Consider the following 25,668-nt stretch of genomic DNA (forward strand, 5'->3'; position numbering starts at 1 on the left):
TTACTCAAACCACAAAAGACATGTACTTCAGCATTCCACGAGCATTCGCAAACTGGGGCCTATCCGGTACGTGTGCATGCGGGTACTTTTTAATAACATCACCCAAAACTGCTGCACCGCCACCGACAAATAAAACCATATCCAAGTCGCCAGCGTCTCCGACTGTTTCTTCAACGTAATTCATAAGCTTTTTAACGCTTTCCTTCTTTGCTGCATCAATCTGCTCAGACACATCTTGATCTTGACCAAATATTTTGCATGAACCAGTTCGCAGAGCACGGTCGAGCTGTGCATCTCTCACTTCGGCAACATCAAATGTATCTTGAATCAGCCGACGTAATCGGTCTCGCACATTAAGAACACCCAGCTTTTTTGATCCCGAACGCTGGATATTAATTTGATTATCCGAGTTGATGTAAGTAATGTCGGTAGTGTTTCCACCAATATCAACAACAGCCAAGCCATTTTCAATCTCGTTTTTCATATCTCCCGTTTCTTCATCAACGGCATAGTCGACAAAAGCTGCGGTAGATTCAGGGTACAATTCATGAGATTTAATAATTGCAGCTTTAAAATCACCTTTCGGATTAACTTTCGTCTTTAAGGAGGCTTTAACCTTTTCGATGAGGTCTTTGTTGGGCTGCCCATTTTTGAAAAAATGTTCAAAGGGTAGCCCAGTAGAAATGCGAACGTTTCTACCAGCAAACCCAGCTGCAATTAACGAATGATTGACTAAGACAGCATTCATCTCTGAATACGAGTATCGCTCACCCCGAATAGACTCCGGCTCAGTAACATCTCGACCAACAGTCCATGGCTCTCCATCAATGTCATAGACACCTGCCGACTTACCATCAATCGCGACATTAATTGCTCCCATCTGCGCTCGGGACGGCAATAACACCTCAGCAATAAATCGCTTACCATCTTTAGTAGCCCAAAAGGCAACCTTTTGATCAGCATAACCATTATCTACTGCTACATCGATGATGTCGGTATAGATAGGAGTTACTGCTTGTGATTCTTCATTTTTTTTCAATGCTGCTTCAACCATTGATTAATCTCCTGCGTCGTGAAACTGTTCGTTGTACAAAACGGTGTTTTCCCGCTATTAATGAGCGGAGTTTTCTAAGAGCTACTGGCGCTGAATATCCCAGAAACTCAAGGATTGCGAATAGGCTTACCACAGCCATAAAAACATAAAGCGTCGTCCAAGAAATATGCAGAATTAGTCCTAAGATTGGTAAGAAGGCGCGTGCATCAATAGACACTACACCCAACCCCATTCGGGCAGCTAAACCGGAGTTACGCCATTGAACATCTTCGTAGAATTTCATTTGTTATGCTTCTCCAGAAACTCTTTCATCCAAGAATCAAACAACTCTTTATCTATTTTTCCAGCTGCATATAATTCATTAGCCACGTCGGCAACGATTGCCATATCACGTTCCGGCTTCCCGACCTCGTTAACAATAAGAGCATATTGTGATAGGTCGAGATTACCTGCACGAAAATGCTCAATCGCATCAGTAAGAAGTGGCCTGCCATTTTTTTCTAGTTGTTCGCGTATATCCGTACCCAAATCGTCTTTACCGAGTAAGCACATTTGCAAATGTCTTCTCATTTCATCGCTAAACGAAAGATATTCTCTAATAGCGACACGGCCGCCACCCAAACGAGGATACAATCGTTGATGCACTATCATACGCATCGCATCTACAAGCTTTGCTGTTGTTCCACGTCGTTCCGAGGGCTCAAACTCATCAACCATGCGAGAAATTGTTCCTGGAACATCATTCGTATGCACGGTACTGAAAACAAGGTGACCCGTTTGAGATTCACGAATACATGCAGATATTGTTTCTTTATCTCGACCTTCACCAAATAAAATTATGTCAGGCGCTCGACGCAATGAATTCGCAGTTGCTACTCTGAAATCAGAAATATGGCCAGGGACTTCACTCTGTACTACCCACGCCTTTCTATTGGGGATACTCTTTAAGTTAAATTCTATGGGAGATTCGTAAGTGATAAGGTGTACTGGTCTTGTTTCGACTATTTCTCGAAGCATCGCTGCAATAGAAGTTGACTTACCAGAGCCGGTTGGACCTGTTATTAATATAATTCCGTACTTTGCCGAACAAGCCTCCATAATTTCTTCTGGAATACCCAAATCTTCGTAATGAGGAACAGTGCCAGGGATTGTTCTCAATACGATCTCAAGTCCATCTTTAGCCCCATATGGTGGCTCGCAGCCCGTAGCATTTACACGGAATCGAATTAACTCTTCCTCTGTTTCACTTATTTCTCTAAGCACCGAATAGCGAAAGTCTAAAGGCTCACCAGATTTAATTAGTGTTGGTGAGGCATGCTGATCAATTTCGATTAATATTTCAGAAACTTCCTCGTAAGATAGTATTCTTTGTCCAACCCTTTTTATCTCTCCATCGATTTTGGCCCCAAGAACTTCACCAACTTCAATCAGAATATCCGAAGCTCCTTCATCGAAGCACCAGAGCAAGTACTCATCAAACTTTTCTTTTGTAAACCTTCTTGGATCTTCCCCTTCCCACATTAACTGACTCATTGGTTATCACCTGCACGACCGCTTCTAAAAAACGGTTCCCATTTATCGGTATCGGTAAAATCAGATTGCGCTGTGATGGAGTAAACTACGTCATTGAGATTAATTGTTTTGCCATTATCAAGTTTCATAACAGAATACTTTGATGAAGATATCCGAGGCATAGTTACAACACCCATCACCAGAAGCTTACGAAAACGGTACATTCCCTCAATATCTTTTGTCATTTGACGGAGGTCGATTTCGTAAATATCATCAGCCTGTTTTATCCCTTCGTACCAACCGCGATTTAAATTTTCAATCCAAACCTCACGCTCATCCGATGTTCTAGGAAAAATTACGTCATGAGGCTTTTGAGGTTCATCGACAGATCGAATCAAATAATCACGCCATGTAGGAGGCTGCGGGACAAGTCTTGCTGGCTTATCGAGAGTAAATGATACGTTTACTGTTCTTACCGAGGTGTCGGAGGTCTGATCAAATATGCGCTCAGCCTGCACAATTGAGGGCAACAGCATTTTTCCATCAACTATAAACTTGTTAAAGCTAAATACCGTATGTAGCTCTAAAGATTGTGACTCCATCAGTTCAACGATATTTTGATAGCGCCAGTAGAGCCCTTCTTGAACACCCCAGGAAAACGCCGCTTGCTTAAGAGTACGTAGCCTGATCTGTTTTACGCCTTGATCGTCTTTATCGTAACCCGTCTTCTTAGTTATCTTGTAAAGTTCTTTGAGACGATGTGGCATCTCCTTTTCTGGCATCTCAGGTGCAAATTCTACTTGCTCTGCGCTTGTATTATTAACCCCAAGCAACATAGTGAGCGTGACAAACACGATCCCTTTTAAGTGCGTTAATCTAGGAGTCATAGAAGTTCTCCTAGTAAGGAACATATTCGACTTCGATCAAACGCTCTTTTGCTTTCAGCGTGAGATTTGCTCGACTTCCAGCTTGAGTTCCAGCATCGTGCAACATATCAATGATGGGGCGATAGTCTGTATTAACATTAACAATGACGTCTCCAGAAGGTTTAACGCCTAAATAACGAGGTGGATTCAGTCCCGCTAATACAGATAACTTGTCAACCAACTTGTCAATTGGCCCATGCCAAGCGGCACCCAATGAAACAACTTTTTCCAGCGAAGGAACCATCGAAACATCTATCGCATCGGGGCCTTTACCGTTACCTCTTACGTATCGGGCCATTTCTATATCGGCCAAGTCATTGTCGTGTACCTGAATACTTTCTGCTACCTGAGCTAATCTCATCGCCGCCGGATCAGGCTCGTTTACCCTTAGCGGGCTCGAACTACATGCAGATAAACCAATAGATCCTCCCGCTATTAAAATGAGCATCTTCCAATTTTGCATTTTTTAAAACCTCTCTATTTCGATTCGAAAAACGCACGTAGCGCGCAATCATCTGTATCATTTTATTGGTGCCGATCCGAAAGCCGTAATTAATGAGTTATTCTTTCGTGCGGCTAAGCAGCGCTTAAGTGCAGAAAACCGCACTAAACCGGTAATCACATTCAATCAAAGTCAATACACGGCGGCAAAGAAAATCTCTACTTTTCGAAAGATAAATCGGGCTTCCCTTTGCCTACGTGCAGCACGACAGCATGAAAGAGGAGGACTTGCTGTTTTCTGAATTTTTTAATGGAATAAGATTTTTCCATTTGTTATTAATTATTTTCTATTTATCAGCTTACTGAGTGGGATTAATCCAAGTGGCATTAGTTAACGACGGAATAGAAGTTAGCAAATCAGACGAAACAAAAGTTGCGTATTTAGATCGCGCTAAATCATTATTGGATCGTTTTCAAAAAACTGCAGGTGATACATCAGATATCAATAGTTTTGTCGAATGGGCAATTGCACTCAAACCCGAGATTAGCGCCTCCACATGGAGACAATATAAAGCTTCTTTAGTGTGGTTTTTACAACATAAGAATCAGATTGAGCTGTCCGAAAAGCTATTCGCCGAAGGGAATGAAGGATGCAAAGACATAAAAAAAGACCCGATCACAGATCGCCGAACTTCTGCCCGGAAGAAAAAATCTATTACTGAGAATGAAGAAGATAGCATTGCTAATCACTTGCAAAGAACAGCAAAAGAATCCTACTGGGCACGCCCCACTTTAGCGTTTTTTAAGGCCACTCTTATTACGGGTTTACGACCAGAGGAATGGCAATCGGCTTTCTTGATAACAGATCCAATCGATAATTATTCCAGTGAAGACTTACCTTTATTAAAAGTAAAAAATGCTAAAGCCACAAACGGTCGAGCTCACGGCGAATATAGGCACCTTCATCTATCTGAAATGTCTGACAAAGATCTTCTATTTATTAGACTAGCCCTGCAGTATGCAAACCCTCGAACGCCGAATGGCTGGCTTTCGCCTGAAGGGAAGGAAAAGACATGGCATGACTACTATAAGCGCATCCGCGGACATTTATACCGAACGGTTAAAAAGCTTTTCCCTTCTGCAACGAGAAAAGTAGCAATCTATTCTTGCCGGCACCAGTTTATCGCCAACCTTAAAAAGGCTAAATTCAAGAGAGAGGAGATTGCCGCCCTTGTAGGACATGCAACGGACGATACAGCTAGCGTTCATTATGGAAGAGCAAAATTCGGTCGATCACGGGGGGGATTACCAAAACCAAACAAGGGAGAGGTGGCGAAAGTGCGCCTTATTTTTCAAGGGCGCCCGACCCAAACACAGGGTCCAGGTCAAAGCGCGCGCTAGGTAGATTAACGTTTTTTATCGATTGAATTTTTGGCTTCTTTCATTGCCTGCCCTACAAGCTCAGCAATCACCGCTTCTGCGTTGTCCTTCAAACTATCAATAGGAATTCTCAGGTTAAGTTCATTTTTTGCAAGCTTAGCCTTTATGATGGGCGCCCCGCCATCATCTTTGAATGTTCTACTATAGGAATGGCTCGAAGCGTCTTCTTTGTTTTCACTAGCATCTGGAGCTCCTATCAGCGCTTTAAGTAACCAATCAACGGGCTTATCATCTGCAAAATCTCGCAATTGATCGGCCTTCCGGAGAATCGCTTTTTGGGCAGCACCTCCTTTATTCCATGCCTGCATTAAATGATAAGCTAGTGTCCATTTTATCTTTATTCTTCGCCCCTGGAATAGAGAGATCAACTCCTCAACTTCATTAAGCTCGCCAGCAGCCACCATCTGGCTAAAGCTCGCCTTTGTCGGTGGTTTCTCACCATGGTCAAATTCAACACTGCCTAAGATTGCATCTTTAAGCTCATTAAGTGTTTCATATATAGGTTCAAACCCGGGTACTTTCCCCAATTGCTGACGGTAAGATACACAGCTCTCAAAATTCGAAAGACCTTTTCTTTTGGTGTTTTCAAGATCCATCAACTCCGCAGCTTCTTGATCTGTAATATCGCGCTGTTCGGCAATAAATGGGAACACCTCTCCATGCTTATCACTTAAATAGCTTGCTGCGAAGTGTCGCCGACCTGCGAATACCACCTCCCACTCGTACCCGTCTGGATCGTTATCTAACTTCCGAACAACGCCAGGAAACTCCTGACGCTTTCGCTTTTCCATAGAATCAATGACATCCTGACATCCTTCGTACGTAAACCACTCAGGGAAGCGATCATAGTATAGCCAGCGTCTACACTTCCTTGGGTCAAGCTCTAGAATCCAACGACGTTTTTTACTGAGCGAATCATCTCGCTTAGATGCTGGCACACCACTATTTGATAAAGTGGCCGCCGGTATATCATAGGAAGTTCCCCCCTCAATAGTACCTGGTCGACCAACAATACCATCAATGCCCCCCAGTCCTTGGTCCTCATTCAACCCCATTTGTGCAGACTCGTCATTCGCTCCAGAGAGGACTTTCGACATATCGCGTTTTTTCCTACTCATGGCTAACCCCCGTAGCCTAGCTTCGTCAGATAGTCTTTCTTGGATGGCCAATGGCTAATAATATCCAACTCTACCTGCTCGAATACCTGATCCAATTCTTTCAGTATGTCTTTATTTGGGTTTTCCATCTCATAGACGGTTGTAAATTCCGCTGCGGCATCTGTTATTGGTGCCATCTGACGAAATACTTTTTCGTAGCACCAATCCGGCATGTAGCTTTGATAGATACTTCTGAAATCCTTATCGTTGTCTGATCGGTTACCCTGGTTCTGAAATTTGGTTATCAGACATCGAAAAAAGTGGTAATACTTGTCCTCCAGTATTCCTGACGTCAGCTTTTCACCGATCGCTGCAAATTGCGCTGTACTGGCTAAGTCGTGCTTAGCCGGCGGCAAAGGAATAACTATCCCATTGGCGGCAGCAATGATAGAAAAGGAATTAATAGATGAACTGGGAGGGCTATCAATCAAAATCACATCGAAATCATCTTTAATGGTATCGATACCTCGCTGCAGCTCATAGTGGAGCTCCTTTCGCTCTTCAAACGAAGCATCCATAGCATCAAAAGCAAGCGCCCAGTTAAAATCTTCTAAGGCCATGCAACCTGGTATCAGTTTGATGTTTGGCCATGCCGTTTTTTGGAGGGCGTAGTGTAAGGTCTCTTGCTCACCAGTGACATAAGGGATGATTGTGTGTTCTTTCTTAAAGTGATAATCAGGAAGATAACCAAAACTTCCCGTGGTGCTACCTTGATGATCTAAATCGATAATTCCAACTCGGTAACCCTTTAAGGCTAAAGATCGAGCACAGTTTGAGGCTGTCTCAGTCTTTCCAACCCCTCCTTTAAAATGAATAACAGCCACGATAAGACATGGATCCGTTTCAGGATCCCTCCACGGCAATGTTCCCTGATATTCCCTAGCTTCTTGGATAACATGAAACGTATACCCTAGCCGCTTACCTGTCTTAGGGTTCTTTTCAACAGGTTCAATTCGACCATCTTTAACGAGAGTTTCTTCAATCTTGCGCAGGGTCGTGCCAGAGACCCCCACCATATTTGCTGCTTCCTGAGGGGTAAAGAGTCTAGCAAGAGGTCTACTTTGTAGATCAAAGTTCATTTTCCCTTGAGAGTCTTTCAGCAAAGCTAGCAATGCTTTCTCTGTTTGCACCCTCATATGGCCGAATACATCAGAGCCTTTTATTTTAGGTTGGCTTAGCGGTGTATTCATACTTGTCCTCCAAATATCAATTCTAACCTAGAGTTGCGCAAACAAACTCTAAAAGCTTGTGATTACGCAAAACTAGTAATAATTCGTGTAATTACGCAAAATCACAATATCATTAGGTTATTACGGAAACAAGCGCTTTGTGCTGGTATATTAGGAAAGTGGGGATCAACGAGCATATAGATAGCTTCACAGGTGCGCCCGGCCCTCAAAAAGCCCGCAAAGTGACGTAAAACGCACGAAAAGCAATGAGGAAGAACTTTTCTTGGCTAAAAAGACGAAAACCGCACTCTGGTGGGCCTAGAGCTAGGAGTCTTCTCTTTGGGTGTCGAAAACCGCAATAAGCGATCTATATAGATTGTTTCTCCTGATAGTGTGCCGGAAACCGCACTACAGAATATCCATTGGATTAGTGGAGGGTCTCCAAGTATTTTCATTTACCCTAAAAAAGAAGTGTTACGCTCCAGGGGGTAACGCCGTCCAATTGAAGTGTGTAACAGGGTGTTACGTGTGCGCAGTAACGGGGGGAATAGAATAAAAAGGAGCAGAAATATCTATCCCGAAATCCAAGTGCTTTTTCACTTGATGGAGATGTAATATCCAAGAAAGCAAGAATCAAGACATTGGATAATCACCCCTATCTCGCATTTAGTAGTTTTACTGGTCGCCCTATCCTCTGATTAAGTTCGCTTTACATGAGTTCACCCAACCGAAACAAAGCTCATATCGCAAGTTTCACATCTCACTGCCAAATTTGGCTTTCCCCATACATTGGTCGTACAAGAAGGGCATTGGTATTTGGTTCGCGTTTGATTTGATTTGGCCGCCTGAAGGAAAACCTGTTGCTCCTCCTGTCCAACCATTGTTGAGAGAGGTGCGGAAAGTAAAGCAGCTATATCTTGAAAAGTTTCTTCACTTGTCGCCCCAGGATTATCTTCGTGACTGTTCTCGCCTTTACCTTCAGTGTTTAAGTATTCCAAAACTTCCGGAGTTGGCTGGTATCCGAATACTGGTTCTGCTTTTCGATCAAACCATGGAATCCTAAACTCTTCTTTTTTAATGAGTGTTCTGCAAACCTCCAAAAATCTACCCCCTTCTATTGGGTAGTCACTCATATTCTGACCTGTTTTTGCACCACCAGGAGCACCAGTAGAAGACGGCATTAAACCAATCTCTTCCATTTTATTTGCCCACACTTTGTTGTGGTATCCGCTCCTACTGCACTTCCTTTCTTCGGGGCGAATGACCTGCCAGATATGAACTTGTTCGTGGCAAATCACCTGCAGCGTACTTAGGATCGATGCTTTACCAACGTATGTAGGGTTAATGGCTAATTCATGGCAATACCCCTCACCTAAAGGAGACGCCCATCGATTAGCAGAAAGAAACCCCATGCATTTGTTCTTCCGTTGCATCGTAAAAATGACACTTGGAAGCTCCCCCTCAAAAAGCTCTTGATTGAAATGATCAAAGGCAGATTGCAATGAAAGGTAAAGCTCTTCTGTTGGTGTATGTTTCATATGCCCGATTCATAAATTGTTTTGTACAAAACAATTATAGCAAAACAGGTAGGAGAATCCAGAAAATACATGAATATATTTAGTGGTAAAGATTAGGGAAATTAGTGTTGCGGTTTTGTAAGTGGAGGAAGGTGCGATAGCGCCTGACGTACCTGCTGAACCGCGATAGCGGTCAGAGGTTTTCCCAAAGCGCGATAGCGCGAAGGGTTTTTGCGGTCTTTGAGCGCACCAAATGGGTGCGCAATGTATGGCTGAAATTTAACTCTAGAAAAGCCCTTGCAATGAGGTGCTGGAGTTTACGGAGGGGAAAATAAATTCGACTGGAAGACATTACAATCTTTGGGAGTTGAGAGTGAACGTGTATTGGCAGTGAAGTGTTTCGGTATTGGCGGCGACTAACGACTTTAATAACTCACAAATTAAAGACAAAAAAAAGCCCCTACAAAGAGGGGCTAAAGCTTGCGGAGGGTGAAACTAAACATTACTGGCAGGCATCACAATCCTCGTCATTGATACTGCATGCCTTGGGCAGTGATACGGGGTTAACAGCATTGAGGGTACCGGTATTAACGGTGGATTTTTCGGTACTTGTAGCGGCCAGTGAACGCAAGTAATAGGTAGTCTTTAATCCGAGTATCCAAGCCATGCGATACGTGAGGTCGAGTTTTTTACCATCGGCACCGGCGATATAGATATTTAGGCTCTGAGCTTGATCCAGCCATTTTTGACGACGACTGGCGGCTTCGATAATCCACTTGGGTTCGACTTCAAAGGCCGTAGCAAACAAGGTCTTGATGTAGTCGGGAACGCGTTCAATGTTTTTCAACGAACCTTCGTAGTACTTGAGATCGTTTACCATGACGGCATCCCATAGGTCTTCGTCTTTCAGCATCTTGACCAGGTAAGGATTGATGACCGTGAACTCTCCGGAGAGGTTGGATTTAACAAACAAGTTTTGGTAAGTGGGCTCAATGGATTGGGTCACACCGACAATGTTCGATATCGTTGCAGTCGGCGCAATGGCCATGACATTCGAGTTGCGCATACCGGCTTTGGCTTTCTCGCGCAATGCATCCCAGTCCAAGGTCGAAGAGCGATCCATCTTCAAGAAATCCTGTCCACGCTCGGCCGCTAACAAATCAATGCTATCGATAGGCAACACCCCTTGGCTCCAAAGTGAGCCTTCAAAGGTTTGATACGCCCCGCGTTCTTTAGCCAATTCTGCCGAGGCATCGATGGCGGCAAAGCTAACAAGCTCCATAGACAAGTCTGCGAAGGCAACGGCCTGCTCACTGCTGTAAGGAATCTTCTGAAGGTACAAGGCATCTTGGAACCCCATAATGCCAAGGCCTACTGGTCGATGTTTTTGGTTGGCCTTTTCTGCTTGTGGTACGGCGTAATAATTAATATCAATCACATTATCGAGCATACGCACCGCGGTTTTAATGGTGGCATTCAGCTTCTCGCGATCGATACCGTCATCGGAGACGTGTTGAGCAAGATTGACGGATCCCAGGTTGCACACGGCAATTTCATCGTTACTGGTGTTTAAGGTGATTTCAGTGCATAGATTTGAGCTGTGTACGACACCGACGTGTTGTTGTGGGCTGCGTAGATTGCAAGGATCTTTAAAGGTAATCCATGGGTGTCCGGTTTCAAAAATCATCCCGAGCATTTTTCGCCATAGCGCCTTGGCGTCAATGGTTTTACTTTTGATGTCGCCCGCAGCGGCTTTGGCTTCATATTCTTGATATTTGGCTTCGAAGGCCTTGCCCACTAAATCATGAAGTTCGGGTACCTGGTTAGGGGAGAACAAAGTCCACGATTCATCGCTAAAAAGACGCTTCATAAACAGATCGGGAATCCAGTTAGCGGTATTCATATCGTGGGTGCGACGTCGATCATCACCGGTATTTTTGCGCAGCTCGAGGAACTCCTCGATGTCGAGATGCCAGGATTCGAGATAAGCGCAGACAGCGCCTTTACGTTTACCGCCTTGGTTCACCGCTACGGCGATATCATTGGCGACTTTCAAGAAGGGTACGACACCTTGAGATTGTCCGTTGGTGCCTTTGATGTGGGCGCCAAGCGCACGTACGGGAGTCCAGTCATTGCCCAGTCCACCGGCCCATTTAGACAGCATGGCGTTATCGCTCCACGCGCTGGTGATGCCCTTCATATCATCGGGAATGGTGGTGAGGTAGCAGCTGGACAGCTGGCTGTGTCGGGTACCGGCGTTGAAGAGAGTCGGCGTAGAAGACATGTAGTCGAACGAAGACAGTAAGTTATAGAACTCGATGGCCCGCAGATTGATATCGTCTTCTTTTAAAGCAAGCCCCATGGCCACACGCATAAAGAAGACCTGAGGAAGCTCAAGGCGTTGGCCCTCATGATGGACAAAGTAGCGATCGTAAAGAGTTTGTAGACCAAGGTAGGTGAATTGGTTGTCGCGTTCTGGCTTGATGGCTGAACCCAATAGCTCTAAATCAAAACCCATTAACATAGGGCTGAGAAGTTCGTGCTCCACCCCCATAGGAATAAATGCACATAGTGCTTCTTTGTAGACTGAACCTATATCTGACTGAGTCGCTGAGTAAGCCACCCCCAATGCAGGAAGGGTTTCATTGCGTATAGAGTCTAGTAATAGGCGAGCAGTTACATAGGAGTATTCAGGGTCATGCTCTACAAGAGATCGGGCTGTCATGATTAGTGAATTAGAAACATCTTTCTCTTCCACTCCATCAAAGAGATTCTTCAATGCCTCACTTATAATTGCATCGCTGTCTACATTTGATAAGCCTTTACATGCATCCTTAACGATTACATTCAAACGATCAATATCAAGAGGCTCTCTATCACCATTAGCATTGGTAACATAAAGGACGGAGCCATTGGCTTTCTCAGCACCTGTAGATTCAAGAGCACGCTGTTTGGAGTGCTCCTCTCTATATAGAACATAATATCTAGCTACTTGATGCTCACCTGATCGCATTAGAGCAAGCTCAACTTGATCCTGTATTTCTTCAATATGAATAGTACCGCCAGAAGGCATACGTGCTTTAAACACATCAGAAACTAATGCCGTAACTTTAATGGCCTTATCTTTTACTTCTGCTGATACAGCACCCCCCTCACCTATAACACGGGGATCCATATAAGCCTTGGTGATTGCGATACGGATTAAGTCATCATTGTATTCAACTGCCCTACCGTCTCGCTTAATAACTCGAATCTGTCCAGGCGTTAATGCTGATATATTCATAATAATTCTCCACTAGCTATGATTTTGTTTTGTTAATAATTACGGCACTAAGTCCGCTTTAATATAAATATCATCGTGTATGAATGACATGTAGCTAAAGTACCCTTTCCATGCCGGTCATCAAGTCATCTAGAAAGGTAAATACTTACCCCACTCAATGAAGGCTTGTCTCTTCATAAGCGTTCTATTCAGGTTAAGGAGTGATGGATTTTTATGCGACATGACAGCAGCCCTCCAAGCAAAAGAACTGGGTTAATCCCAGTTCAGTGCTCCACCTGCTTGATATTCAACAACACGAGTTTCAAAGAAGTTTTTCTCTTTACGAAGATCCATGATCTCGCTCATCCATGGGAATGGGTTGTTAGCGCCTTTAAATTGTTCTGGCAGTCCAAGCTGTGCCAATCGACGATTTGCAATGTAATGTAAATACTCTTCCATCATTGCCGCATTCATACCTAATACACCGCGAGGCATAGTGTCTTTCGCATACTGTATTTCGATCTCAGTACCTTCAAGAACCATCTGAATGACTTCCTGTTGAAACTCTTCAGTCCATAGCTTCGGGTTTTCCATTTTGATTTGATTGATCACGTCAATACCAAAATTAAGATGCATTGATTCGTCGCGTAAGATGTATTGAAACTGTTCAGCAACACCTGTCATCTTGTTGCGTCGTCCCATAGACAATATTTGGGTGAATCCGCAGTAGAAGAAAATACCCTCAGTAACGGCATAGAATGCCACTAGGTTACGAAGTAGCTCTTGGTCTGTCTCAATAGTACCGCTCGTGAATGTGGGGTCAGATATACCGCGTGTCTGCGTTATAGACCAAGCAGCTTTCTTGGCTACGGAAGGAACCTCACGATACATATTGAAAACCTTGCCTTCATCCATGCCTAGGGATTCAACACAGTATTGGTATGCGTGAGTGTGGATAGCTTCCTCAAATGCTTGTCGTAATAAGTACTGACGGCATTCGGGGTTTGTAATTAAGCGGTATATAGCCAGGACAAGGTTGTTGGCCACTAGAGAATCAGCTGAAGAGAAGTACCCAAGAGAACGTTCAATGATTAAACGCTCATCATCAGTCAAACCATTAGGATCCTTCCACATAGCAATGTCTTTCGACATATTAACTTCTTGGGGCATCCAGTGATTTGCACATCCATCTAAGTACTTCTGCCATGCCCAGTCATATTTGAAAGGAACAAGCTGATTTAGGTCAGCTCGGCAGTTGATCATCTTCTTATCGTCTACCTGGACACGGGCTGCACCCATTTCAAGCTCTTCCAAGCCAGGAGCGATATCTAGGTTCTCAACGCTCTTTTTAGCTTGCTCGACCACATCTATTTGTGGGGATGCTTCTATCGAAGGTTGGGTTTCTTGAGTATTTACAGACCCTGTAGACTCATCGTCAAAATCATTCCAATTTAACATGGCTATTTTCTCCGCAGTTCATATTGATATTTGCCTATGAACAACGTACCTAAATAAGAAGTGCCAGCAATTCACATGGAAAGGTCGCCAGATTAACCCCACCTCTCTCCACTTAATGTTTTTTTTATCCGTGTAGCGATAGCGAAACGGGCGCTGAAGTCTGGGAAACTGTGAAAGCAGCTGAACGCCACCCCCGCCAGTTATTTGAATTAACACAGGTAGCGTTGCTCAATCACGCCGTTAAACGTGATTCGTAATTGGAGATATCATCTTCAGTCAACCATTCAGGACGCTTGTCCTTTGGAAAAGCATCGAGCCGATTTTTCATTTCTGCAATATGATTATGAACATCTAGGTAATGAAGCACCTTATCGTTGCGATTACCAAAGCCAAAATAATATTCTAAATCACACCGCAATCGATCAAGGAACATATAATCAAAAGTAAAATCTTGAGTTGACGGTAATTCTTCTACAATTGAAGTCTTATTTGTTGGCTGATACTCGTCTCTAATGGGGGAGTCTGGCTCGCCACTACCAGCGCTGATCGTGTGCAAATATGTACCGTCACAATTTACGCAACAAACCTTAGTGCCACTCTTCAACTTGTAAACAGGCCGAGACCAATCGTCTACGTAAAGAAATGTCGCAGTTTCACCATTATTTAAAATTAAATTATCCACAAATTTACCTTCCCCTAGTGTATTAACCTGATAGTCATTAAGTGTTGCCAACGTATCGCACCAATAAGGAAACGCAACTGACGAAGAAATCCATTTACGATGCGGGTCTGAGATACAGTGAAGGCCGCTAAGCCCCACCCCCACTGGCTATCTGAATTAACTCGAGTACAGTTTCTGAACTTCTCCCTTTGACATCAGCACCGGTGACCAAACACCGTTAATCGCCGTCTTATTAAGCTCATCACACCTGCACTGCGCACTCCTCTCAGAACAGTAAGCTTCGGGGATTGAATAGCGGTCAAGCTTATAATCAACGGAGTGACCCGTAACCTTATTGGTACCCACGATTTTAAAAGAAGGGGTTTCACCTGAAAGCTTACGCTCGAGGAACTCTGCATGCTTAGCGTCTCTCATAAACACCCCATCGCTAAAGTGTAGGAATCGGTGGTGTAAGGCTTTGAATCTCCTCTGGTGATATCCCATCAATGAGATCCGCTAAGGTAACCCAATCGTAATCGGTCTTGCGCTCATCGTCGTAGACGGCTTCAAGGAATGTAGTACGCTTAGCCGTGTCTATTAGTGCAAGCAGAAAACCTTTGTTTACCAGCACCATCTCCTCTTCTGCATTCGTTACAATCCTATAGCTATCCGCCCCCATATCTTCTTTATTGATATGGCCTTGCTCGCCAGCGCCATGCAGATAGATATCAACTGCTCTATTTTTAATATCGCTAGGGCTTTCTCCCCCATCAAGATTGACCATCGTAGACACACTTGCGTGGATGCGAACTGGCACTACACGATCACTACTATTACTCTCATTGCTCATCTTTACTTACCTTGTGTGTGATTTGAATAGATTGCTATTACGATTTAACGTATCAGAAAGGGGTAGCGAGGGCAGGCCCACTAGAAATGGCTTTACCCTCGAAAGTTGAGAGCAAACTAATGCATTAAAATACCAGCTGGCTTGCATTCACTTAGGTTGGCTGCGATAACCGGAATAATAGGCTGGGGATTGGCACCCTTACTTTCATTGACCTTTGCCTTACCTGCATTCAGATCAATCTTGATCACTCGTTTTTCAAATGAATGACACCAAACAGCTAGGCTGTCGCCATCGTTACAGTGACCGCCAGCCTTAGATACACGCCACCCTGAAGAATCCTCAGTCAGTTCTTTCAAAAACGCTTCACCGCTACACTCTCCCTTACCGAATTCACTAGCCGCGTCATAGGCGTAGTCGTCGGTTAAGCGAAGCTCTGTCCCGCAATAGCTGTATTGCTTAGCAGCCAATAAGCGTCGTACGTGCGATAACGTCCATTTCTTGGGTATTTCCTTTAAAGGTTTTAGGTGGGCGAGCGCTAGCGGAGAAAACGTCTCAACTCCCTTGCTTTCCCTTTGGCTAATGGTGATGCTGCGCGCTTGGTCTACATGTTTTTCACCGCGAACTTCGTAGTCAATCTCAAGAGCGCCGCACCAATCAATAAATGCGGGAATGTCGTAATCAACGTCTGCCAATAAACCATCAAGTGTTTGTATGGCTTCTTGACCTCGTGCCTCAAGCCAGAAACCCTTACATGTTTTTCCGGTCTTAAATGCGTTCGTAACATCTGACACATATAGGGACGCACAACCTTCATTACCGTATAGGTTATAGGTGTAATCAAGGCACACATCACGATCATCACAGCGCATGTAGGCCTCTCCCTTGGTAATGCGATCGCGCGTAAAAGCATGGAAGTCCAAATCATTGGTGATGGGGGTGCGTGTGTGATAAGCCATATCGAATATCCTAAGGTTGATAACTTTGATAGGTTCAAAGTACCAATACAGGGCTTACTGGCAATCTACATGGAATCCCGCCGGCACCTATCCACTTCATGATCTTGTTATCCGTGAAGCGATAGCGAAACGAGCAAAAATGTTTGAGGAGAGACGGCAGTACATTCACTGCCGTATGTGACTAAATGCGGGAATCGAGCAATCTTTGCTCGCACTCAATTTGAAGCCTATGACTTCGGCAAACATTATGATCTGCGCCTAGCGTAGGTAGGGATTCAGCCAAACGATCTTTGCAATACTGTATAGAATCTTCTAGTTCTCTATTCGTCTTGTGGTCGTAGAGCGTATCGAGCACGACAACCCTGCTCTCTCCCGCCTCGAACCATGCGCAATCGGTTCTGTTATAGATCTGCCAAATACCCCCAGGATTGCTCGTGTGGCTTGGCTGGGTGCACGTGGGCAATTGAGAATAGTCCCTCCAATTCGAGGGCGCATGTCTGCATCCATGGCAATCATTACTCTGCATCGTCATCTCCTATCTCAATATTGATAGAACTAATCCCCTCACTTGCAGATAGTGGGCGAAGGGATGCCAGTACTTCAACCGGTAGAACGTCCAGCGAACCGTTAAAGTGAGCTTGGTCTAGGTGGACGGCAATACTCACACAAGCACCGTTAGCCAAACAACTCATTGTTGCGTTTGCATTGTGTCCGTCTGGGTGTTCATTGGTGGCCATAGTAATCGGCGCCGTGAATTTAGGCTTCTTGGCCTCATAGGTAATTATAAAATCTTCGTAAACGTGGCGCTGCTGGGTTCTTTCAACGCTTACCACTTTGAGAGCAATCCCGTTAAGGGTCAGCAATTGCTCTACTGCGACGGAAAGAGCGCATTTATCCCTATCGTAGGGATACCATAGGTCTGCCCCTTGAAGCTTACCCTCAGTGAACTGAATGGCCTTACGTTTTTGGTCGTGGACTAGGGTTACGGTCTCTTGCATGGTGTTCTCCGCATAATAATTATCGTGTATTGCTAAAGTAACCAACAATAAGAAGTGTGCACGTTTGAAGGAAAGCAAAACACAACATATAGTGGTGAGGTGTCAGAAAACGCGGGGTTATATCAAGCCCAAACACTATATGTAGTGCTAGGCTTTGGTCGTTAGGCCATTAAAATACCAGCAACTTTGACTCGGTCAACATTCGCGGGCAATTCGGTTTTGAACGGTATAACGTTACCTTTCTCTTCTTTGACCTCAGAAACCTCTCCCTTGCCTTCTAAGCGGATAGTGCAACTTTTATAGTCAAATGAGTGGCAGTTAATTCCCAAATAACCCCCGTCTTTCTCGCCCTTGTTAAACCACCAGCCACTGGGACGCTCTACAAGCTTTTCGATCATATCAAGTTTGTCGTAGCTACCTTTACCGAACTCATAAGCCGCATCAAAAGCGTAGTCGTCGGTATAGCGTGACTCGGTTGCCAAGCCTTCAAATTGGTCATTCGCAAGCAATCTTATAACGTGTGAAACTGACCATTTTTTAGGGATTTCCTTAAGTGGTTTGAGGCGATCAAGATGCGCCGGTGAATACGTAGACACACCCTTACTTTCAGATTTGTATACAGGGAAACCCATCAGGCTTTGAGCCTCATTATTACCTTCTTTAAAAGGGAGCTTCGCACAAGCATCAAAAATAGCTCTGCAAGAAAGCTGAAACGCCTCCAGAACTTCCCAGCGCGCCTCGTACTCTTCGCCATAGATGACGTAGCTAGTACAGGTTTTCCCGCGCTTATAGACGTTGGTGGTATCTAGAATGCGAATGGTACCGGAGCTTGCGCTACCTAAAGAAATCGCAAGATTTTCGTCTTTGATGTAAAAATACGAACACGAATGAGTGTTCATTAAAGCGCGCCAATCTTCGCGTGTTTTTGGTAGTTCGATTATCGAGTTTTTCATGCCTCATCCGCCCTGTGTGATGTATTACTTTAAATACAAAGTACCTAATCAGACGAAAGACGCGAACGTGCTAGAAATGTCATGTGGGGGTGGAAGAATAAGCGGACGCCACCCCCAATCACCACTTAATGATCTTTTTCCCTTGTAAAACGCTAGCGTAACCGTTGTATCCTTTTGCCATAAATCATCAAGACCGCTGTAACAAGCGATTAGACTAGGAGCGTAAAAAGTGTTGGGCGTTTTAGCGTTAAAATATGGCAGGAAGGAACTGGAATTAAAGGTAATGAAATCTGCTGCCGGGTTCTATTTAGGCACCGAATTTAACGATAGTCCTTTCACTCGTGAGTCTGGTTACTATGATTCAAAAGACGATGCGCAGACAGCTTTGGAAAAGGGTACCTGGGAACAACGGCACACCATCTAGCGGCAACCTTCACGATCACCGCTAATACAGCTTAAATTAAGTACCTTGGTGGATCAGGATATAGCCACACGCGCATTCACGTGCGCTCGCAATAACCCCCTTTAGGCGCTCCGGAATCTCTTTAAACTCATAGCTCACATTGAGCACGAATTCACATATGCCCTCCTCTCCATTACGCCCATGGGAAAAGCAGGCGTTGTTCTCTATCCATTGCCACTCTTCCACCTCTTCGGGAACATCGTAGTCACCAAAAATATCAGGTGCGCAGATATCCATAATCTCCATTATAGTCGCGCCTGGGAAGTACTCCTTGTCGTTATCCTGAGACTCTACGGCTAGATTGATCAGGCTACTCTCTATGGTGGCTTGAACATCTTGGAGCATTGCTAAAGCGTCATCTTCATTGAGATTTTGGTAGTAGGGAGTAACGGTATGCCGCGTATTAGACAATTCAAAAGACAAAGAGCCTGCTAGGGTAACAGCCACATATATTTCGTGTGCCGTAAGGTGCTCTGCTACATCCGCATTCAACTCACCGGATTGTAGGTCGAAAAGAAAACTGGCCGCATCAGCTTCAGACTGAGCAATCAACTCCTTTCCACGGTCAGAGGCTCTAAATTCTTTGTGTGCGAGGGTTTGGGGGTGTGAAGGCATCTCTATCTCCTAAGTATCTACGTTTAAGTTGAAGCCAACGTAGCCTTAGAAGTAGTCATGCGCGAATCTAGTAGAAACATTTTTGTTTCGATGCAAGTTGAATCGGAATAAAAAAGTTTTTCAGCTGGAGGGTGTTGCGCTATTAATCCTTAATATAGCGCGAAAACGGTTAAGCGGCCACTACAATAGCCGCAAATTTAGTTTCATACATCTCAGACTTGCTGCCATAACACACCACAGTCAGCCCAGAAGCCGCCAGAGCCTTCTCAAAGTAATCATTAGCACTATTTACCCTTTTGAATTTATGAGCGTGAAAAGTGCCTTTGTAGCGGATTGCGCCGGTACCGGTGGCATAGGTGGCAATTTCTAGTTCGTTGGCCTTTATTTTTTCGGTATCCGCTTTCTGTGATTGACGTTAATCATTAAATGCGGTTTTGACGCTCCAGTGTCAGGCTATCTAGTAAATGCCCTACCAGAATATTGCAGCATCGAACACTCTAGAGTCTTCACGGTCTTCTGACGTTTTTGGTAGTATTCTCTTGACGTATCCCTGCACCACTGCAATAGTTGCATATTTGCAACCTTATGAGGCAACCTATGCAAACTTGGCTCCGCGCTATAGGCTGGAGAATGACAAAATCCAGCTCTACGACTGCAAATCAGCTAGATTCATTGGGGGCATCTATTGATGTTCTTACATCGTTTGGGATGGATCTGAAAATAGAACACGCACGGCTACTGCTCGCTATTGGTGTTGCTTCAGGTGCTCAAGGCTGGGTTAATCTAAAGGAAATTAAGGCTAAACTGCCGCGCATTAGTGACTATCAATTTTCAAGATATCTAAAAGTCCTATGTGGAAGACCTGGCGCTTTTAGCTTTAACTCAACATCCAACGCTCCCTTAGTTAATCTACGAAGCTCCGAATCATCTGGACGAGAAAAAGAAGTAATGCTTAGCAGCTTCGGAAACTTGGTGTTACATAGAACTCTCCAGTCACTTGAGCCTGCTTTTTCTCCTACACAAAACAGAATGCCCCATGATTTTACAGTAAATTGCACTTTACAGATGGCGGGAGGAAATAGTGGAGGAGAGAAAATAGCCTATGAAGTAGATCGTGTTATTATTTCCGGCGGAGTAGGGTCTGGTAAGACTCAAGCGGCCATGCTTCTAGCTGCTCAAGCGATTTCCCAAGGGGCTGTTGTTTATTGGTTGAATATTACGGGAACGCTGGGCACTGTTAGAGATATATCTTGGCTCGCCGACAACCATCTACGAGCTCATTCATTTCATGTAAATGGTGCAAAAACGCATAAAGATGTTCCCGTATCTGAAGTGTTTTTAAGAGATGGAATATGCGTTCACAATATTAATAGCCTTGAGCTTCAGCACTCCGAGCTAGCGCCAGCACTAGAACGGCTTGTCAACGATCTTTCTGTGTCTGCTGAACAGCATTTAAAATTGAAAGCATCGTCTGTCTTTGTTGTTTTTGATGGACTTGGGACGCTTGATCATATTTCTAGTTGCGAAGCGCAAAACGGCATCAAAAGGCTCGTAGAGTCTAGTACAAAGGTATGTATTTTGGAACATGGTAGTGTTCCAGAGGATTATGAGACCTATTATAAAATGGGCTTTGATCACGCAATAGGGCAGATAGAAGACTCTCGTTTTTACACCGGAAAGAGCGAGGAATTAAAGAGTCGAATATACGGCCAGGCAGCGGGTGAGTTCTGTATTTTAAATGACAAAAAGGAGCTCATTCATCAGTTAAAAGTAGATTATGTTCGCTGTGGGGAACCTGACAATGTCTAAGTTAATTAAGAATAAACGTATGTATTATCGTCACATTGGTAGGATCTGTTCTTGAAATAGTCTCATTATTTTATACAAGATCAGCTTCAAGGGACAAATTAGGGGTAGTTGGAAATGGTATCCAAGTTGATATCAATCACCTAAAACGCTAAAACGTCCTGCTCATCCTTACGGAAACTAAACCGGTGTCCGATAACAGAAAATATCCCCCGGCATGAGCCGCAACACGCCAATCGCCAAAAACAACGTAATCTGTAGCGAAAGATTTAATGGTAAAACGCTGTATCCGCGCCTTTATTGGCTGTAGATCTACATCTAAACACATCTCAAAATCCTCTTGTTAGTGCCGAGTCCATATTTTTACTTGATTAAAGGCCGTGTGCTGCTGCGCCTTCGCTTTACTTGCGTGCTCTTCTGCGACATCGGCTGGTTTAATTGGGTAACTTTTCATGGTTTGGTTCTTGTCGTTGACCTCAAATAAAGTTAAATCTTTCCCTATGTAGCCAATGTATTTAGCTACAACTAATGACTCGTTATAGATGCTTGAAGTGTATGGACGGTTCATGGCGTTCTCCTGTTGTTAAGGACAACGTATCAAATAGGGGTAGCAGTGCAAATTAGCGGGATATGGGGGTGGCACCCCCAACACCTATAGTTAAGACCGCTACCGTTATGCAACGCACTCTTTGTTCGTTTCGTCCTGTGTTTTAAAACAAAGAAGATCCTCTAGAATCTGCCAACCCTCCTCCGTACTTCTATCTTGTAGCACTTTGGCTACATATCTTGCCGCCTCGGCGCATTCCTCATCACTCCATTCTGGACGAATAGATTTGATATCGTCTACGCTCCAGGTAATATCACAAATATACTGAGCGTCTGAGCTAGCCTTCTCCTGAGTTAAAAATTCTTCAAATATACTGAGGTCGTTATTGTTTTTCGCCTCGTCAAAAGGAAATTGGATTTTGTCTATATCATGATTGCTAAACATTGGTTGTCTCCATATTGTTAGTCGATGAGAACAACGTATTCTATTCAGGTGAGAAGTGTCGTTTTATTGGAAATTCACGCCGCCTTCCACTCTATGGATCCAATATTAGCGCGGTAGCGCTACCCCTCGGTCTGAACACGGATCATGGATAGACTGCTTTAGGTTATATGGGAGTAGAGCCTCTAATCAGGATAGATAATAAGAGGAGCGGTTATATTGCTCCCCTTTAATGCCTTTTTAGCACTGGGATCTTTATTCACAGCCTAACTACATTGATAGGTCAGATCGAGAAGCGGGTTTGTCGTGGTATCTCTCAACGGAAGATTGAACGGGATTATATTTTTCCACATTCAAACCAAGTCTAATGTTAGCGTTACTCACCCCCGCATTAAACGCCATTAAATCCATTTCGCTCTCAATTCCAGAAGGTATACCAACACCATCATTTTCAGCCCACTGGGAGCCTCTAAGGGCAATCTCATCGATACGCTCAATCGACATTACTTTTCCCTCATGATCAGTGAGCATCACCGTACCACTCGCAAAGCGCCTCATACTCTTCTCTCTCACTGCTACTGAGGTTCAAAGAACAGTCACCGCGCTTATCAATCAAATTGTGCAACGCAGTTAAGAGAGAATTGTAATCGGGGTACTTTTCACGCAAAAATTTAGGCATCGTATTTCTCCTCGGGTTTTATAAATAATAAAAATCGCCTAGGAAGAAATATAACCTTTTTAATACATGTCATCAGCGATGGAGGAAAACACCGCTTATCTACTGGATCTTTAAAATAGACATTATTATTCGCAAAGATTGGTAATTCTTACGACAACATGGAATCCGGTAGACGGGTTAAAGCGTGATTGACAAGCCCCCACTATCACTTGCCAATACTTATCTGGCATTTCGCCACATTCAGAGCCTTCACCATTCAGGCTAGGATCCACAAAGACTATAATGTCACTCCACTCGTTAGGCTCTTCTCCTCGCGTGTGCCAGGTCATCAAGGGCCGATCTCGTCGATTCAACCAGCGAAGGAATTCGGCCTCGCCAAACCATTCGGGTGCGTTAATTGACAAAACCGGGCTGTGCTGCGCATCGAACTGCATAGATTCTCCTTGTGGTTTCCAAGCTGGGCTATGTAGGGAATTATCTACAAGCGACATTGTATATTTGAGGTTTATGTCGTGATCCCAGCAAACAAAGCAATCGGGCATTTGATTGTTTTGAAATTTTGACGCCATAGATTCCGGAGTTTCGGAAGACTCCACATTGGCCAAATACACCTTAGCCCCTGGGCCATAATTGCCTAGAGATCGAGCGAGATATGGACTATCAGAGAATGGCCCTATTATTTCTACAATCACTCCCGCCTTTAAATCATCAATTGCGATTGCGTTTTTAGATGAATTGTTCATTGGTACATCCTTTATTTTCTATGGGAAATTGGGTGAAATAAACGTATCAGGCAAGCAATCTGGTGAGGTATGGGGGTGACTATCCATCACGCTGACCTCCATTAAAATCCTCACAGGGATGGCCAATTTTATAGTCAAAGCCGCTTACGCGGCCTCCATACTGTCCGCCCAAGTCTTTCCGTGGCGTTGATTTATCAAGTTAGTTAACCACGTCCGTAGAAAATTATTCTGATCTTTTTTGTAAGCCAAGCATACTTTTCCTGGCTCTGGGAAAACCTCTTGATAATAAGGTGGTAATGACTGATTAAAGCTAAATGCCTCTACAGATTTTATTTCTGGATGGAGAAGCAATACCATTTCTGGATCACTACATAAATCACCATTTTGCTCAAAGTAGTGAGCAATCGAAACCGCCAAAGAGCCTTTTGAATAAACATTATCTAAATGCGGCAAACGCTCTAGAACTAAATCCATATATCCGCCCGACTGACTTCTGCCATTTGGTCGAATTTGGCCTTCTGTAACAATTCCAAGCTTAACAAGCCGATCATAGTTGGTTTCGTATACCGTCTTTCTCATATCTTTTTTCCCCTAGCTATTTTTGCAGCGAAGCAAGCGTGTTGTGCGAGCCTATTCGCTCACCATCTACTAAAGCATAACCACCAAAATAGAAGTGGTTTTTAATAGATTGACTATAAGCGTCCACGTCACTCAAGGATTTCTGGTACGTAAAATTACCGTTTGGATCATAGAATTTAACCATTTATTTTTTCTCGCTAATTATGTTTCTAGATATTAACAACGTACTCAATCATTAAACCCTGTCAAATTGGGAGGACGCGCCTCCCAACATGGCTATCAATGCGTATGTTTTTTTACCATGCGAAGTTCTTCCTCAGAAAACTTCCAAGTAATATCATTTGGGTTGATACCTTCATTACGTAAAATCTCTTCGTGCACGCCTCGATGAAAGCTAGGTACAGTGTCTATATAGGCGTATGCCGTCGAGCCAATGACTTTCACTGTGGCAAGGTCGGTACCGGAATCTTTTTTGCTGGTTAGCATTCTGACTTTTTCCGAACTCCCCTCTTCGCACTTACCACCAGTGGACCCCCACCCAATCAAAGCGGCCTTCTTATTGGCCTTACTTAATCTGGCAACTTTAATGCCGGTGGCCATGCCAAAAACCTTCTCGCATGATTTGAAAAGGCCTTCAATGAAGTACTTGGTTAAGACCTGGATGTCGCGGTTTAGAATCGCATCAGCAATCATCTCGTTGCACACCATCTGCGGAGCACTCAAGTCCTCCTCATAGGACTTCTCCAGCTTCTCCAGCTCGGTCGTTTTGGTGCTTGGGTACTCGGAGTAGTACTTATTGGCGTATTGAATGCCTGCTCGCCGCCTTTCCTCGGCCAATTGAATCTGAATTGCACGCATTAAACCGTCTTTGGTATTCAGGTCGAGTGCCTTTATGTCACGCGCCATCTGGGTGATACTGGCCTTCCATTGCCATTTGGCCAAAGTTTCTTGAAGTGCTGTTACGCGCTTTATCCCATGGGGTAGCGCCTCGCGGAGCGAGTAGGCCTCCGTCAGTGTGTAGCCGGATACCTCTGCAATTTTCTTCAACAATGCCACTTCTTGCGGGCACTCCAGGCCATTATTCAAGCGATATTGCTCAATTTCAGGTGCTGAAATGTACCCAGCCAGGTATGCATCCTGGGTACCGATTTGTTGAGGGTTTGGGATACTTACAACTTCAAGGTTAAGGTTTGATGCCGTGCATCGCATCTCAATGAGTTCAAGCATCTCTTCGTTTGCAACGACGGTTTTACCTTTGCGAATCGCGATAATCTTTTCGCGAATGAAACTGTAGCTCGTTGAATCTGCTTTCTCAGAAGCACCGTTATTGGTAAGCGCGGTATGTGTCATGCTGGTTGTCTCCTAGTGGTTTGATCATATAATCACTAGACACAACGTACTGTACATATGAACAGTCTGCACGAATCGGGGAAACGCCCCA

At 44.2% G+C, this 25,668-nt stretch carries 29 protein-coding genes; 3 read left to right on the forward strand and 26 right to left on the reverse strand.

Annotation, left to right across the window (positions count from 1 at the left end; translation table 11 throughout):
* Nucleotides 1-4: 4 nt before the first annotated feature.
* From parM to H5647_RS21675, 5 genes are read right to left on the reverse strand one after another with little or no spacing between them, the layout of a single operon-like run.
* The gene (gene parM, locus H5647_RS21655) at nt 5-1,054 is read right to left on the reverse strand and encodes a ParM/StbA family protein (RefSeq protein ID WP_052692306.1); all 1,050 of its coding nucleotides are present in this window, start codon (nt 1,052-1,054) and stop codon (nt 5-7) included.
* Nucleotides 1,047-1,337: an IcmT/TraK family protein gene (gene icmT, locus H5647_RS22515; RefSeq protein WP_045861778.1), complete on the reverse strand. Its 291-nt coding sequence runs from the start codon at nt 1,335-1,337 to the stop codon at nt 1,047-1,049. Before icmT ends, parM begins: the two co-directional genes overlap by 8 nt.
* On the reverse strand, nt 1,334-2,587 hold the full coding sequence (locus H5647_RS21665) for a type IV pilus twitching motility protein PilT (RefSeq protein WP_045861779.1): 1,254 nt from the start codon (nt 2,585-2,587) through the stop codon (nt 1,334-1,336). The genes icmT and H5647_RS21665 overlap by 4 nt, the downstream gene beginning before the upstream one ends.
* On the reverse strand, nt 2,584-3,453 hold the full coding sequence (locus H5647_RS21670) for a type IV secretory system conjugative DNA transfer family protein (protein WP_045861780.1): 870 nt from the start codon (nt 3,451-3,453) through the stop codon (nt 2,584-2,586). Before H5647_RS21670 ends, H5647_RS21665 begins: the two co-directional genes overlap by 4 nt.
* Before the next feature lie 10 nt (nt 3,454-3,463).
* On the reverse strand, nt 3,464-3,853 hold the full coding sequence (locus H5647_RS21675) for a DotD/TraH family lipoprotein (RefSeq protein WP_200911677.1): 390 nt from the start codon (nt 3,851-3,853) through the stop codon (nt 3,464-3,466).
* 461 nt (nt 3,854-4,314) lie between these two features.
* Between H5647_RS21675 and H5647_RS21680 the strand changes: the two genes are divergently transcribed.
* Nucleotides 4,315-5,334: a site-specific integrase gene (locus H5647_RS21680; RefSeq protein ID WP_052692307.1), complete on the forward strand. Its 1,020-nt coding sequence runs from the start codon at nt 4,315-4,317 to the stop codon at nt 5,332-5,334.
* A 5-nt stretch (nt 5,335-5,339) separates the two neighbouring features.
* Here the strand turns inward: H5647_RS21680 and H5647_RS21685 are convergent, their stop codons facing one another.
* From H5647_RS21685 to H5647_RS21740, 12 genes are all read right to left on the reverse strand, one after another.
* Nucleotides 5,340-6,491 carry a ParB N-terminal domain-containing protein gene (locus H5647_RS21685; protein ID WP_045861782.1) on the reverse strand — a complete coding sequence of 384 codons (1,152 nt, stop codon included), beginning with the start codon at nt 6,489-6,491 and terminating at the stop codon, nt 5,340-5,342.
* A 2-nt stretch (nt 6,492-6,493) separates the two neighbouring features.
* A complete protein-coding gene (locus tag H5647_RS21690; RefSeq protein WP_045861783.1) occupies nt 6,494-7,720 on the reverse strand; it encodes an AAA family ATPase in 1,227 nt (408 codons plus the stop codon).
* Between the two features lie 698 nt (nt 7,721-8,418).
* Nucleotides 8,419-9,237 carry a SprT-like domain-containing protein gene (locus tag H5647_RS21695; protein ID WP_045861784.1) on the reverse strand — a complete coding sequence of 273 codons (819 nt, stop codon included), beginning with the start codon at nt 9,235-9,237 and terminating at the stop codon, nt 8,419-8,421.
* A gap of 481 nt (nt 9,238-9,718) precedes the next feature.
* On the reverse strand, nt 9,719-12,499 hold the full coding sequence (locus tag H5647_RS21700; RefSeq protein WP_052692308.1) for a ribonucleoside-diphosphate reductase subunit alpha: 2,781 nt from the start codon (nt 12,497-12,499) through the stop codon (nt 9,719-9,721).
* A 252-nt stretch (nt 12,500-12,751) separates the two neighbouring features.
* Nucleotides 12,752-13,936, reverse strand: coding sequence for a ribonucleotide-diphosphate reductase subunit beta (locus tag H5647_RS21705; protein WP_045861786.1), 1,185 nt, complete (start codon nt 13,934-13,936; stop codon nt 12,752-12,754).
* Between the two features lie 232 nt (nt 13,937-14,168).
* Nucleotides 14,169-14,669 (reverse strand): LPD11 domain-containing protein, encoded by a 501-nt coding sequence (locus H5647_RS21710; RefSeq protein WP_162926483.1) that lies wholly within the window; start codon nt 14,667-14,669, stop codon nt 14,169-14,171.
* 105 nt (nt 14,670-14,774) lie between these two features.
* On the reverse strand, nt 14,775-15,032 hold the full coding sequence (locus tag H5647_RS21715) for a hypothetical protein (RefSeq protein WP_045861787.1): 258 nt from the start codon (nt 15,030-15,032) through the stop codon (nt 14,775-14,777).
* A 13-nt stretch (nt 15,033-15,045) separates the two neighbouring features.
* Entirely contained in the window at nt 15,046-15,447 is a 402-nt protein-coding gene (locus H5647_RS21720) for a hypothetical protein (RefSeq protein ID WP_045861788.1), read from the reverse strand.
* 116 nt (nt 15,448-15,563) lie between these two features.
* Nucleotides 15,564-16,403 carry a hypothetical protein gene (locus H5647_RS21725; protein WP_045861789.1) on the reverse strand — a complete coding sequence of 280 codons (840 nt, stop codon included), beginning with the start codon at nt 16,401-16,403 and terminating at the stop codon, nt 15,564-15,566.
* Nucleotides 16,404-16,584: 181 nt separating this feature from the next.
* Nucleotides 16,585-16,929: a hypothetical protein gene (locus H5647_RS21730; RefSeq protein ID WP_162926484.1), complete on the reverse strand. Its 345-nt coding sequence runs from the start codon at nt 16,927-16,929 to the stop codon at nt 16,585-16,587.
* Entirely contained in the window at nt 16,919-17,401 is a 483-nt protein-coding gene (locus H5647_RS21735) for a hypothetical protein (protein WP_045861790.1), read from the reverse strand. The genes H5647_RS21730 and H5647_RS21735 overlap by 11 nt, the downstream gene beginning before the upstream one ends.
* 161 nt (nt 17,402-17,562) lie before the next feature.
* On the reverse strand, nt 17,563-18,354 hold the full coding sequence (locus tag H5647_RS21740; RefSeq protein WP_045861791.1) for a hypothetical protein: 792 nt from the start codon (nt 18,352-18,354) through the stop codon (nt 17,563-17,565).
* 229 nt (nt 18,355-18,583) lie between these two features.
* Between H5647_RS21740 and H5647_RS21745 the strand changes: the two genes are divergently transcribed.
* Nucleotides 18,584-18,778, forward strand: coding sequence for a hypothetical protein (locus tag H5647_RS21745; RefSeq protein ID WP_045861792.1), 195 nt, complete (start codon nt 18,584-18,586; stop codon nt 18,776-18,778).
* Nucleotides 18,779-18,814: 36 nt separating this feature from the next.
* Here H5647_RS21745 and H5647_RS21750 read toward each other — a convergent pair whose 3' ends face one another.
* Complete coding sequence (locus H5647_RS21750) at nt 18,815-19,432, reverse strand: hypothetical protein (RefSeq protein WP_045861793.1); 618 nt, start codon at nt 19,430-19,432, stop codon at nt 18,815-18,817.
* A 597-nt stretch (nt 19,433-20,029) separates the two neighbouring features.
* On the opposite strand from H5647_RS21750, the gene H5647_RS21755 reads away from it, so the two are divergent.
* A complete protein-coding gene (locus H5647_RS21755) occupies nt 20,030-21,241 on the forward strand; it encodes a hypothetical protein (RefSeq protein WP_162926485.1) in 1,212 nt (403 codons plus the stop codon).
* Nucleotides 21,242-21,581: 340 nt separating this feature from the next.
* On the opposite strand, the gene H5647_RS21760 is transcribed toward H5647_RS21755, so the two are convergent.
* The 8 genes from H5647_RS21760 to H5647_RS21795 form a co-directional block, all read right to left on the reverse strand.
* Entirely contained in the window at nt 21,582-21,806 is a 225-nt protein-coding gene (locus tag H5647_RS21760; RefSeq protein WP_045861796.1) for a hypothetical protein, read from the reverse strand.
* Nucleotides 21,807-21,911: 105 nt separating this feature from the next.
* On the reverse strand, nt 21,912-22,229 hold the full coding sequence (locus tag H5647_RS21765; protein WP_045861797.1) for a hypothetical protein: 318 nt from the start codon (nt 22,227-22,229) through the stop codon (nt 21,912-21,914).
* A 267-nt stretch (nt 22,230-22,496) separates the two neighbouring features.
* The gene (locus H5647_RS21770; RefSeq protein WP_162926486.1) at nt 22,497-22,730 is read right to left on the reverse strand and encodes a hypothetical protein; all 234 of its coding nucleotides are present in this window, start codon (nt 22,728-22,730) and stop codon (nt 22,497-22,499) included.
* A 16-nt stretch (nt 22,731-22,746) separates the two neighbouring features.
* A complete protein-coding gene (locus H5647_RS21775; RefSeq protein WP_162926487.1) occupies nt 22,747-22,905 on the reverse strand; it encodes a hypothetical protein in 159 nt (52 codons plus the stop codon).
* 125 nt (nt 22,906-23,030) lie between these two features.
* Complete coding sequence (locus H5647_RS21780; RefSeq protein ID WP_052692310.1) at nt 23,031-23,648, reverse strand: hypothetical protein; 618 nt, start codon at nt 23,646-23,648, stop codon at nt 23,031-23,033.
* 144 nt (nt 23,649-23,792) lie between these two features.
* Complete coding sequence (locus H5647_RS21785; protein WP_045861799.1) at nt 23,793-24,227, reverse strand: DUF6908 domain-containing protein; 435 nt, start codon at nt 24,225-24,227, stop codon at nt 23,793-23,795.
* Nucleotides 24,228-24,243: 16 nt separating this feature from the next.
* Nucleotides 24,244-24,411: a hypothetical protein gene (locus tag H5647_RS21790; protein WP_162926488.1), complete on the reverse strand. Its 168-nt coding sequence runs from the start codon at nt 24,409-24,411 to the stop codon at nt 24,244-24,246.
* 95 nt (nt 24,412-24,506) lie between these two features.
* Nucleotides 24,507-25,577 (reverse strand): hypothetical protein, encoded by a 1,071-nt coding sequence (locus H5647_RS21795; RefSeq protein WP_045861800.1) that lies wholly within the window; start codon nt 25,575-25,577, stop codon nt 24,507-24,509.
* Nucleotides 25,578-25,668: the final 91 nt, after the last annotated feature.

The sequence above is a fragment of the Teredinibacter purpureus genome (assembly GCF_014217335.1).
Classification (GTDB): Bacteria; Pseudomonadota; Gammaproteobacteria; order Pseudomonadales; family Cellvibrionaceae; genus Teredinibacter; species Teredinibacter purpureus.

What these genes read in the sequence shown, in the direction of transcription:
- H5647_RS21665 (WP_045861779.1), bottom strand. Translation starts at nt 2,587, where the DNA reads ATGAGTCAGTTAATGTGGGAAGGGGAAGATCCAAGAAGGTTTACAAAA.
- H5647_RS21740 (WP_045861791.1), bottom strand. Translation starts at nt 18,354, where the DNA reads ATGAAAAACTCGATAATCGAACTACCAAAAACACGCGAAGATTGGCGC.
- H5647_RS21730 (WP_162926484.1), bottom strand. Translation starts at nt 16,929, where the DNA reads ATGCAGAGTAATGATTGCCATGGATGCAGACATGCGCCCTCGAATTGG.
- H5647_RS21670 (WP_045861780.1), bottom strand. Translation starts at nt 3,453, where the DNA reads ATGACTCCTAGATTAACGCACTTAAAAGGGATCGTGTTTGTCACGCTC.
- H5647_RS21700 (WP_052692308.1), bottom strand. Translation starts at nt 12,499, where the DNA reads ATGAATATATCAGCATTAACGCCTGGACAGATTCGAGTTATTAAGCGA.
- H5647_RS21705 (WP_045861786.1), bottom strand. Translation starts at nt 13,936, where the DNA reads ATGTTAAATTGGAATGATTTTGACGATGAGTCTACAGGGTCTGTAAAT.
- H5647_RS21755 (WP_162926485.1), top strand. Translation starts at nt 20,030, where the DNA reads ATGCAAACTTGGCTCCGCGCTATAGGCTGGAGAATGACAAAATCCAGC.
- H5647_RS21695 (WP_045861784.1), bottom strand. Translation starts at nt 9,237, where the DNA reads ATGAAACATACACCAACAGAAGAGCTTTACCTTTCATTGCAATCTGCC.
- H5647_RS21785 (WP_045861799.1), bottom strand. Translation starts at nt 24,227, where the DNA reads ATGAGAAAGACGGTATACGAAACCAACTATGATCGGCTTGTTAAGCTT.
- H5647_RS21780 (WP_052692310.1), bottom strand. Translation starts at nt 23,648, where the DNA reads ATGAACAATTCATCTAAAAACGCAATCGCAATTGATGATTTAAAGGCG.
- H5647_RS21690 (WP_045861783.1), bottom strand. Translation starts at nt 7,720, where the DNA reads ATGAATACACCGCTAAGCCAACCTAAAATAAAAGGCTCTGATGTATTC.
- icmT (WP_045861778.1), bottom strand. Translation starts at nt 1,337, where the DNA reads ATGAAATTCTACGAAGATGTTCAATGGCGTAACTCCGGTTTAGCTGCC.
- H5647_RS21795 (WP_045861800.1), bottom strand. Translation starts at nt 25,577, where the DNA reads ATGACACATACCGCGCTTACCAATAACGGTGCTTCTGAGAAAGCAGAT.
- H5647_RS21790 (WP_162926488.1), bottom strand. Translation starts at nt 24,411, where the DNA reads ATGGTTAAATTCTATGATCCAAACGGTAATTTTACGTACCAGAAATCC.
- parM (WP_052692306.1), bottom strand. Translation starts at nt 1,054, where the DNA reads ATGGTTGAAGCAGCATTGAAAAAAAATGAAGAATCACAAGCAGTAACT.
- H5647_RS21760 (WP_045861796.1), bottom strand. Translation starts at nt 21,806, where the DNA reads ATGAACCGTCCATACACTTCAAGCATCTATAACGAGTCATTAGTTGTA.
- H5647_RS21735 (WP_045861790.1), bottom strand. Translation starts at nt 17,401, where the DNA reads ATGCAAGAGACCGTAACCCTAGTCCACGACCAAAAACGTAAGGCCATT.
- H5647_RS21725 (WP_045861789.1), bottom strand. Translation starts at nt 16,403, where the DNA reads ATGGCTTATCACACACGCACCCCCATCACCAATGATTTGGACTTCCAT.
- H5647_RS21765 (WP_045861797.1), bottom strand. Translation starts at nt 22,229, where the DNA reads ATGTTTAGCAATCATGATATAGACAAAATCCAATTTCCTTTTGACGAG.
- H5647_RS21775 (WP_162926487.1), bottom strand. Translation starts at nt 22,905, where the DNA reads ATGCCTAAATTTTTGCGTGAAAAGTACCCCGATTACAATTCTCTCTTA.
- H5647_RS21750 (WP_045861793.1), bottom strand. Translation starts at nt 19,432, where the DNA reads ATGCCTTCACACCCCCAAACCCTCGCACACAAAGAATTTAGAGCCTCT.
- H5647_RS21675 (WP_200911677.1), bottom strand. Translation starts at nt 3,853, where the DNA reads ATGAGATTAGCTCAGGTAGCAGAAAGTATTCAGGTACACGACAATGAC.
- H5647_RS21685 (WP_045861782.1), bottom strand. Translation starts at nt 6,491, where the DNA reads ATGAGTAGGAAAAAACGCGATATGTCGAAAGTCCTCTCTGGAGCGAAT.
- H5647_RS21715 (WP_045861787.1), bottom strand. Translation starts at nt 15,032, where the DNA reads ATGAGAGACGCTAAGCATGCAGAGTTCCTCGAGCGTAAGCTTTCAGGT.
- H5647_RS21770 (WP_162926486.1), bottom strand. Translation starts at nt 22,730, where the DNA reads ATGTCGATTGAGCGTATCGATGAGATTGCCCTTAGAGGCTCCCAGTGG.
- H5647_RS21720 (WP_045861788.1), bottom strand. Translation starts at nt 15,447, where the DNA reads ATGAGCAATGAGAGTAATAGTAGTGATCGTGTAGTGCCAGTTCGCATC.